The organism is Streptomyces sp. YIM 130001, assembly GCF_003574445.1.
Taxonomy (GTDB): domain Bacteria; phylum Actinomycetota; class Actinomycetes; order Streptomycetales; family Streptomycetaceae; genus Streptomyces.
This window is the reverse complement of record NZ_KZ984569.1, coordinates 117,309-127,670: the sequence shown is the minus strand read 5'-3', so window position 1 is coordinate 127,670 and position 10,362 is coordinate 117,309. Positions and strand designations below refer to the sequence as shown.

The following is a 10,362-nucleotide window of genomic DNA, read 5'->3' as shown; positions in this document are numbered from 1 at the left end:
GGGTCACTTGCCGTTCATCTTGTCCCGCCAACATCCGGAGGCATGGGGACAGTTGAGTTGCTCAAGGCAGCGGGAGTCGGGCTCGGCGATGAGGTCGTCGTGCCGGCCTACGGGAACGTCGAGGTTGCCGAGGCTGCGGTGGCCGCGGGAGGGTTGCCCGTGTTCGCGGACATCGACCCCGTGACGTACTGCATCGACCCGCGGGCCGTGCAAGCTGTGTTGACCCCGCGGACTGCCGCAGTGGTGGCCGTGCATCGGTTCGGTCAGTCGGCCGATATGGCCGGGCTGGGTGAACTCGCCCGCAGGGAAGGCCTGTTGCTGCTCGAACAGGTCGAAGAGCGGGGTATGTACGGCGATGCGGCAGGCCGGCGTGGCAATGCGGCGTACCTGCACGGTCGTCTGCGTGGCGTGGAGACGCCCGTTGAGGTCCGTGGACACACGTACCAGCAGTTCGTCGTGCGGGTTCCGGGGAACGGGCGGCCGGATCGGGATGCGTTTGCACGAGCCCTGCGGGCCAAGGGAGTTGACTGTCGGGTGCCCGTGAAGACGCCGGTGCATCGGATGTCGGAGTTCCGCAGGGACATAGTGCTCTCCGAGACAGAGTTGGCTGCGGACCAGACGCTGGCCTTGCCGGTCGGTTCCGGGATGACGCGGCGGGAACTGCATCGTGTGGTGTCCGCGTGCAATGCGCTGGGCGGACTTCTGCAGCCGGCGTTCTAGTACTTCCGGTTCGGAGCACGGGTTTGTTCGAGGTATGATTTCTTGCGTCGCCAGGCGGTGGGAGCCGCCTGTGGGACAGGCCCCTATAGCTCAGTCGGTAGAGCGTCTCCATGGTAAGGAGAAGGTCAACGGTTCGATTCCGTTTGGGGGCTCCGCAGAAAGGGCCTTCACCCGCGTCGGGTGAAGGCCCTTTTTCGTATGCGGAGGGTCAGTCGATATGGAGTTCCGGGAGGCGCATGGCGAGGATGGCCATGTCGTCGGACGGAGCGTCCGCCGCGAAACGCTCCACAGCTCGCATGACGCGTCCGGCTACCGCGCCGGCGGTGAGGCCTGTGCATGTGGTGAGGACGTCGGTGAGGCCGTCGTCGCCCAACATGCGGGTGCCTTCGCGGCGTTCGGTGACGCCGTCGGTGACGCAGAGGAGGACGTCGCCGGGGTCGAGGGTCACCGTCTGCTCGTAGAGTTCCAGGTCGTCCATGACGCCGAGCAGCGGCTGGGGCTCGGCGGCGGGTTCCACCGTGCCGTCCTGGCGTAGACGCAGGGGGAGTGGGTGACCGGCGCACACCACCTTGAGCACCGCGGAGCCGTCCTCCTGCGGCCACAACTCCCCGTAGAGCAGGGTGAGGAAGCGACTGCGGGCGCCCTCGTCGAGGATCGCCGCGTTGAGGCGCTCGAGAACTGCGGGGCCGCCGAAGCCCTCGCGGGCCAGCAGGCGCAGCGCGTGGCGGGCGAGGCCCGTGACTGCGGCGGCCTCGGGGCCGGTGCCGCAGACGTCGCCGATGGCGAAGCCGTAGGCGCCGTCCTTGATGGGGAACAGGTCGTAGAAGTCTCCACCGACCTCGTTGCCCTCGCCGGCGGCCCGGTAGATGACCTCGACCTCGACGCCCGGGACCTGGGGCAGCCCCGGCGGCAGCAGGCTGCGCTGCAGGGACTGGCTGATGGCCATGCGCTCCGAGTACAGCCGTGCGTTGTCCAGGGCCAGGGCGGCTCGGCGGGAGAGGTCCTCGGCGAGCTCGAGGATCTCCTGCCGGAAGTGTTCGTCGGTCGGTTTGCCGAGGGTGAGCATGCCGATGACGCGGTTACGGGCCACCAGGGGCAGGACGACGGTCTCGCCGCCGACGGCCGACGCGGTGCTCAATGTGGTGCCGATGCCGCCGCTGAGATTGGTTGTCTCACCGAGGCCGAGGCTCCGCATCGATGTGCGCAGGGCGGCCTGGTGTGCGGCTTCGGCGGGTGCCGCCCACACCCGTGCGCCCGGTGTGGGTACCGGGTCTGGCGGGTCGATGCGGGAGAGCAGGGCCTTGAGCCCGTCGATGCGGTCCTCGTCCTCGTGCAGGACGAAGGACAGGTACGGCTCGGAGGACTGATCGGCGATCGTGTACACCGCGCACCAGGTGGCGAGGGTCGGCACAGTCATCTGGGCCATCAGCGCCAGTGTCTGGTCGCGGTCGAGCGTGCCGGCGAGCAGATCGGACGCTTCGACGAGGAACGACAGCGAGCCGCGGCGCAATCGCTCCAGCTCGCCCAGGCGGGCCGACTCCACGGCGAGCGCGATGCGGTCGGCCGCGAACTGGAGGCGCAGGGCTTCCTCGTTGGAGTACCGGGACGGGGCTTCGGCGGCGACGCCGAGCGAGCCGGTGAGGCGGCCCTCGACCTTCAGCGGGACGGTCACGACGGAGTGCATGCCCGTGCCGTTGAGCAGTGGGGCCGCACCGGGTACGGCCGTGAGGTCCTCGTGGACGGCCGGCATCCGGGCGGAGCCGTAGCGTCCCGTGCCCGCCTCCACAGGGACCCGTGCGAAGCGCTGGCGGGCCGAGGGGAGGCCGGTGGACGCCCGGACCTCGAGCTCGGTCTCGTCGTCCGTGGCGAGGAGCAGGAAGGCCGCGTCGCCGTCGAGCATGTCGCGGGCGCGCTCGACGGTGCGTTGGAGCAGGCCGTCGAGGTCGTCGGGCGCGGGGGAGCCGATGAACGCGTCGAACGGGTCGGAGGGGTGCGGCTCGCTCAACGGGGCTGAACCGTCCGACTGGGACTGGCCGCGCAACGGGGTCTGGAGTACGGCACGTTCGTCGTCGCGGACCAGGAGGCACACGGTGGACGGGGTGCCGTCCGCGTCGCGCACCCGCAGGTGCGAGGCGTAGACGGGCATGACGCGGCCGTCGACGCCGCGGATGCCGTAGCTGCCCTCCCAGCGGGAGAGCTGCAGGGCGTCGGCGATTCCGGTGCTGGTGCCGGGTGTGTGCGGCCAGGCGGCGAAGTCGGTGAGGGGCTTGCCGGTGACCTCCTCCGCCGAGTAGCCGAACAGCGCCTCGGCGTCCTCGTTCCAGGCGGAGATGGTGCCCTGGCGGGAGACCTGCAGCACGGCGACGTGGATCTGGGTGTCGGCGAGCGGCAGCAGTTCGGTGGCCAGCGCGGGGCCGGCCGTGCGGGTGCCCACCTGGCGCTGCGGAAGCTCGAGTTGGAACCAGACCTGTTTGTGGGCCGGCGAGTACTCGACTCCCCAGCGGGTGGCGAGTGCGGCGCACAGCTGCAGTCCGCGGCCGCCTTCACGGTCGGGCGCGCTGAGCCGGTTCGGCTGGAGCGGGATCTCGCGCTCCGGATAGCGGTCCCCCACCTCGATGCGGACGCCGTCCTCGCTGCGCAGGCACAGGACGTCGGCAGTGGTGCCGGCGTGCACGACAGCGTTCGTCACGAGTTCACTGGTAAGGACGACGGCGTCGTCGACGATATCCGCGTAACCCCAGCCCTGGAGGGTGTCGCGGACGAAACTTCGGGCGGTCGCGACGGACCGTCCGACCGGTTCGAAGCTGGCAGCTGCCCGCGCGGTGATCACAGAACTCCTCGTGCCAGTGTCTACGCCCAGGTCTCCCATGGTCATGGTGTGCGGCCGCCCCTCCGGTGCCCGTAAATTCTCGCCACCGCCCAGGCCGGGCGGACCGGGGTGGTTGGACAGCCCGGTGCCAGGTTACTTACCTTCGCCGTCCGCGCGGATGCCGGTCTGCATGGAAAGTGCCCGGGATGCGCGGACCCCCTTGTGTGAAGCTGCCGAAGTGTTATGGCCTGGTTCCACCATGGTGAAACACTGGACAGGCTCAGTGTGAAGACCTGGGCGGACGAGAACGACGGTCGATCCCCGCGGGAGGGACACAGTGGAGTCTGGCGCGGCAGCGCGTGGCACCAGCACGCGTGCGAAGGGCAGCCCGTCCCGCAGTAGACAGCGCGGTACCACGGAGGTGGATACGGCGGCCCTGAACCGGCTCCTGGCGGCTCTTGTCTCCATGCGCGACGGGAACTTCCGCAAGCGGTTGACGGTGTCGAGCGACGACGTCATGGGCGAGATCGCCGCCGTCTTCAACGAGGTTGCGGACCGTAATCTGCATCTCACGGGCGAGATGACACGCGTGCGGAGGACGGTCGGACGTGAGGGAAAACTCACTGAGCGACTCGAGCACGGAGCGGGCGAAGGATCCTGGGCGACGGCGATGGATGCCACGAACGCCCTCGTGGACGATCTCGTTCGTCCGGTGTCGGAGGTCGGGCGCGTGCTGTCCGCCGTGGCCGACGGCGATCTCGAGCAGCGGATGGAGCTGCGGGCGCAGGGGCCGGAGGGTGCGGCGCTGCCGCTGCGGGGCGAGTTCCTCAAGGTCGGCCGTACGGTGAACAACCTGGTCGACCAGTTGTCCCGGTTCACCGACGAGGTGACGCGGGTGGCCAGCGAGGTGGGCACCGAGGGAAAGCTCGGCGGCCAGGCACGTGTGCGTGGAATGTCCGGTTCGTGGAAGGACCTCACGGACTCGGTGAACACCATGGCGTACCGCCTGACGGCTCAGGTGCGGGACATCGCGCTCGTGACCACGGCTGTCGCCAAGGGGGATCTGTCACGCAAGGTCACCGTGCATGTGGCCGGCGAGATGCTGGAGTTGAAGAACACCGTCAACACGATGGTGGACCAGCTCTCCTCGTTCTCCTCCGAAGTGACGCGCGTCGCGCGGGAGGTGGGCACCGAGGGTGAGCTCGGGGGACAGGCGGTCGTGCCCGAAGTGGCGGGCGTCTGGAAGGACCTCACGGACTCCGTGAACCTGATGGCCGGCAATCTGACCGCGCAGGTGCGCGGCATCGCCGAGGTCACCACGGCGGTCGCCAGCGGTGATCTGTCGCGGAAGGTGACGGTCAGCGCACGCGGCGAGGTCGCGCAACTCGCGGAAACGATCAACCAGATGACCGAGACGCTGCGGACGTTCGCGGACGAGGTCACACGCGTGGCGAACGAGGTCGGTGCGGGCGGACAGCTCGGCGGCCAGGCGAACGTGCCCGGTGCGGCCGGTACGTGGAAGGACCTCACGGACTCGGTGAACACCGTGTTCCGTAACCTCACCACGCAGGTGCGGGACATCGCGCAGGTCACGACGGCGGTGGCGAACGGTGATCTGTCGCAGAAGGTCACCGTCGACGTCGCCGGCGAGATGCTGGAACTCAAGAACACCGTGAACACGATGGTGGACCAGCTCTCCGCCTTCGGTGCCGAGGTGACGCGGGTGGCGCGGGAGATCGGCGTCGAGGGCGAGTTGGGCGGTCAGGCCCAGGTGCAGGGCGCGGCCGGTACGTGGAAGGACCTCACGGACTCGGTGAACACGGCCTTCCGTAACCTCACCGGCCAGGTGCGCAACATCGCGCAGGTCACGACGGCGGTGGCGAACGGTGATCTGTCGCAGAAGGTCACCGTCGACGTGTCCGGCGAGATGCTGGAACTCAAGAACACCGTGAACACGATGGTGGACCAGCTCTCGTCCTTCGCGGACCAGGTGACGCGGATGGCGCGGGACGTGGGCACCGAGGGGCGGCTCGGCGGTCAGGCTCGGGTGGACGGCGTCAGCGGTACCTGGAAGGAGCTCACGGACTCCGTCAACTTCATGGCGGGCAACCTGACTTCGCAGGTCCGGCAGATCGCACAGGTGACCACGGCGGTGGCGCGCGGTGATCTGTCGCAGAAGATCGACGTGGACGCGCGCGGGGAGATCCTCGAGCTCAAGAACACCATCAACACGATGGTGGACCAGCTCTCCGCGTTCGCGGACCAGGTGACCAGGGTCGCCCGTGAGGTGGGTACGGAGGGCCGGCTCGGCGGTCAGGCGCAGGTGCCGGGTGTGGCCGGTGTGTGGCGCGATCTGACCGACTCGGTGAACGGCATGGCCGGCAATCTCACCGCGCAGGTGCGCAACATCGCGCAGGTCGCCACGGCGGTGGCGCGCGGTGACCTGTCGCAGAAGATCGACGTGGACGCGCGCGGGGAGATCCTCGAGCTCAAGAACACCCTGAACACGATGGTCGACCAGCTCTCGAACTTCGCGGAGCAGGTCACCAGGGTGGCGCGCGAGGTGGGGACCGAGGGCATTCTCGGCGGTCAGGCCGAGGTACAGGGCGTGGCGGGCACCTGGAAGGACCTCACGCAGTCCGTGAACGGCATGGCCAACAACCTGACCATGCAGGTGCGGAACATCGCGGAGGTCACCACGGCCGTCGCCACCGGTGACCTGTCGAAGAAGATCACGGTGGACGCCAAGGGCGAGATCCTGCAGCTCGTCACCACGGTCAACACGATGGTGGACCAGCTCTCCGCGTTCGCCGACCAGGTGACGCGGGTGGCCCGTGAGGTGGGTACGGACGGCATCCTGGGTGGCCAGGCGCGCGTACCGGGCATCACCGGGATCTGGAAGGACCTCAGCGAGAACGTCAACCTGATGGCGAACAACCTGACTTCGCAGGTGCGGAACATCTCCCAGGTGTCCGCGGCCGTCGCGAACGGCGACCTGACGAAGAAGGTCACCGTCGAGGCCCGCGGTGAGGTCGCACAGCTCGCCGAGACCGTCAACACGATGGTGACGACGCTGAGTTCGTTCGCGGACGAGGTGACGCGGGTGGCCCGCGAGGTGGGTACGGACGGCATCCTGGGTGGCCAGGCGCGCGTACCGGGCGTGGCCGGCACCTGGAAGGACCTCACCGAGTCGGTGAACTCGATGGCGTCGAACCTCACCGGGCAGGTGCGCAACATCGCCATGGTCACTACGGCCATCGCCGAGGGCGACCTCACGAAGAAGATCGACATCGACGCGCGTGGCGAGATCCTTGCGCTGAAGACCACCATCAACACGATGGTGGATCAGCTCTCGTCGTTCGCCGAGCAGGTGACACGGGTGGCCCGAGAGGTGGGTACCGAGGGGCAATTGGGCGGCCAGGCCCGGGTGCGCGACGTCGACGGAACGTGGCGCGACCTGACGGAGTCGGTCAACGAGATGGCAGGAAACCTCACGCGGCAGGTGCGCGCGATCGCGGCCGTGGCCACCGCGGTGACCCGCGGCGACCTCAACCTCAAGATCGACGTCGACGCCTCCGGCGAGATCCAGGACCTGCAGGACAACATCAACACGATGATCGCCAACCTGCGGGACACGACGATCGCCAACAAGGAGCAGGACTGGCTCAAGGGCAACCTGGCCCGTATCTCCGGTCTGATGCAGGGCCGCCGCGATCTGGAGGACGTCGCGGGCCTGATCATGAGCGAGCTGACGCCGGTGGTCTCGGCTCAGCACGGCGCCTTCTTCCTGGCGTTGCCCACGGATGACGGGAAGGACGTCGGCGGGGGCGGCGGGGACTCGTACGAGCTGCGGATGCTGGGCAGTTACGGCTATTCGATGGGCTCGATGCCGACGTCGTTCAAGCCAGGCGAGACGCTGATCGGGACGGCGGCGACCGAGAAGCGGACCATCCTGGTGGAGAACGCGCCCAGCGGATACCTGAAGATCGCCTCGGGTCTGGGCGAGGCGCCGCCGGCGCAGGTGATCGTGTTGCCCGTGCTGTTCGAGGACACGGTGCTCGGAGTGATCGAGCTGGCCTCCTTCCAGCCGTTCACGCAGATCCAGCGGGACTTCCTCAGCCAGATCGCGGAGATGATCGCGACCAGCGTCAACACCATCTCGGTGAACACCAAGACGGAGGTGCTGCTGCGGCAGTCGCAGGAGTTGACCGAGCAACTCAGGGAACGCTCCGCGGAGTTGGAGAACCGGCAGAAGGCGCTGCAGGCGTCGAATGCCGAGCTGGAAGAGAAGGCCGAGCTGCTCGCCCAGCAGAACCGCGACATCGAGGTCAAGAACACCGAGATCGAGGAGGCCCGGCAGGTCCTCGAGGAGCGGGCCGAACAGCTCGCGGTGTCGATGCGGTACAAGTCCGAGTTCCTGGCGAACATGTCGCACGAGCTGCGGACACCGCTCAACTCCCTTCTGATTCTCGCCAAGTTGCTCGCCGACAACGCGGAGGGCAACCTCTCGCCGAAGCAGGTGGAGTTCGCCGAGACGATCCACGGGGCCGGCTCGGACCTGCTGCAGCTGATCAACGACATCCTCGATCTGTCCAAGGTCGAGGCGGGCAAGATGGACGTCTCACCGACGCGTATCGCCCTCGTCCAGCTCGTCGATTACGTGGAGGCCACCTTCCGCCCGCTGACCGCGGAGAAGGGCCTGGACTTCTCGGTGCGGGTGTCGCCCGAGCTGCCCGCGACCCTGCACACCGACGAGCAGCGGCTGCTGCAGGTGCTGCGCAACCTGCTGTCGAACGCGGTGAAGTTCACCGACGGCGGCGCGGTGGAGCTGGTGATCAGGACCGCCAACTCCGATGTCCCGAACGCCATTCGGGAGCAGCTGCTCGAGGCGGGGTCGCTGCGGGACGCGGACGCGGATCTGATCGCGTTCTCGGTCACCGACACCGGTATCGGGATCGCGGCCAGCAAGATGCGGGTGATCTTCGAGGCGTTCAAGCAGGCGGACGGCACCACCAGTCGCAAGTACGGCGGTACGGGCCTCGGCCTGTCGATCAGCCGTGAGATCGCCCGGCTGCTCGGAGGCGAGATCCATGCGGCGAGCGAGCCGGGCCGGGGGTCCACGTTCACCCTGTATCTGCCGCTGCACGCCAGCGAGTTGCCGCCTCAGGGGTACGTACAGCTTCCGGTGGCGTCGGGGCCGGCGGGTCGGGCGATGCCCGAGCTGCCTCCCGCGCCGAGCACGGCGGTCGAGGCGTCCGAGGACAGTGCCATGGAGGAGCCCGCGGAGGCGCGTTCCTCGGCCGCGGAGGAGGACGCGGAGACGCTCTTCCGCGAGCGGCGCAGGGCGGCGCGTGCGCCCGAGCAGCGGAGTGCGTCACCCGGGGGGCCGGGCACGGACGCCGCCGGAGCGGAGCAGTGGTCCGGCGCCGGCCAGGAAGTGCCGCGGGAGCGGCCGGTGTTCCACTTCCACGGCGAGAAGGTCCTGATCGTCGACGACGACATCCGGAACGTCTTCGCGCTCACCAGCGTTCTCGAGACGCACGGCCTGTCGGTGCTCTACGCCGAGAACGGCCGGGAGGGTATCGAGGTGCTCGAGCAGCACGACGATCTGACGCTGGTCCTGATGGACATCATGATGCCGGAGATGGACGGGTACGCGACGACGACGGCGATCCGCAGGATGCCGCAGTTCGCCGGACTGCCGATCATCGCGCTGACGGCGAAGGCGATGAAGGGAGACCGGGAGAAGGCGCTGGACTCGGGTGCTTCCGACTACGTCACGAAGCCGGTGGATCCGGATCATCTACTGTCGGTGATGGAGCAATGGATGCACGGAGAATGACAGATACACACCCGCACCACGATTGATTGCTGACTGAACGTGTCGGTTGCCGCATGGAAGTGCGGTGACCGGGGAACTTTCTGGTCTCCCACCACGTTTCTGCTACGTGCACAGTGACATCGCGGTGACAGGGTGTGGCGACAGGCGGGGTACGGCTACCATGACCGGCACGAGGACGGGCGGCGCCAATATGTCGTCCCCTGGGGCGGCGACCGGTGCTCTGCCGGGGCGAGGAGGACGGGCCATGGTGCAGAAGGCCAAGATCCTCCTGGTCGATGACCGGCCGGAGAATCTGCTTGCGCTGGAGGCCATCCTCTCGGCGCTCGATCAGACCCTGGTGCGGGCATCGTCCGGGGAGGAAGCGCTCAAAGCACTACTCACGGACGACTTCGCAGTCATCTTGCTGGACGTACAGATGCCCGGCATGGACGGCTTCGAGACGGCCGCGCACATCAAGCGCCGCGAGCGGACCCGGGACATCCCGATCATCTTCCTGACGGCGATCAACCACGGTCCGCACCACACGTTCCGCGGTTACGCGGCGGGGGCCGTGGACTACATCTCGAAGCCGTTCGACCCGTGGGTGCTGCGCGCCAAGGTGTCCGTCTTCGTCGAGCTGTACATGAAGAACTGCCAACTGCGGGAGCAGGCAGCCCTGCTGCGTCTGCAGCTCGAGGGCGTGGACCGCACTGCCGACGAACCCAAGGGTCCCGACGGTCTCCTCGCGGAGCTTTCGGCACGCCTGGCGGCCGTTGAGGAGCAGGCCGAGGCGCTCTCCAAGCAGCTCGACGACGATTCCGCGGACGCCTCCGCGGTCGCCACCGCCGCGCACCTGGAGCGCAAACTCACCGGTCTACGCAGGGCTCTTGACGCCCTCGAACCGGGAACGGGCCCCGGGACGGCGTCACTTCCCTCGCAGAGCTGAGCGCTTGAAGGCGCGTCAGTTCTGCGCCCCGGCCACCGCGACACGAACGGGTGAAGCAGTAGGCAC

The 10,362-nt window shown here is 68.1% G+C and carries 4 protein-coding genes and 1 tRNA gene; 4 read left to right on the top strand and 1 reads right to left on the bottom strand.

Going from position 1 to position 10,362, the window contains the following annotated elements:
* Positions 1-720 (top strand): DegT/DnrJ/EryC1/StrS family aminotransferase (locus DSC45_RS31155; RefSeq protein WP_276145482.1); only part of this gene is annotated, 720 nt, incomplete at its 5' end.
* 79 nt (positions 721-799) lie between these two features.
* A tRNA-Thr gene (locus DSC45_RS31150) sits at positions 800-872 on the top strand.
* Positions 873-928: 56 nt separating this feature from the next.
* On the opposite strand, the gene DSC45_RS31145 is transcribed toward DSC45_RS31150, so the two are convergent.
* Complete coding sequence (locus tag DSC45_RS31145) at positions 929-3,595, bottom strand: SpoIIE family protein phosphatase (protein ID WP_240434950.1); 2,667 nt, start codon at positions 3,593-3,595, stop codon at positions 929-931.
* 271 nt (positions 3,596-3,866) lie between these two features.
* On the opposite strand from DSC45_RS31145, the gene DSC45_RS31135 reads away from it, so the two are divergent.
* Both DSC45_RS31135 and DSC45_RS31130 read left to right on the top strand, forming a co-directional pair.
* Positions 3,867-9,371 (top strand): HAMP domain-containing protein, encoded by a 5,505-nt coding sequence (locus DSC45_RS31135; RefSeq protein ID WP_205571475.1) that lies wholly within the window; start codon positions 3,867-3,869, stop codon positions 9,369-9,371.
* A 244-nt stretch (positions 9,372-9,615) separates the two neighbouring features.
* The gene (locus DSC45_RS31130; RefSeq protein WP_119295347.1) at positions 9,616-10,296 is read left to right on the top strand and encodes a response regulator; all 681 of its coding nucleotides are present in this window, start codon (positions 9,616-9,618) and stop codon (positions 10,294-10,296) included.
* Positions 10,297-10,362 lie beyond the last annotated feature (66 nt).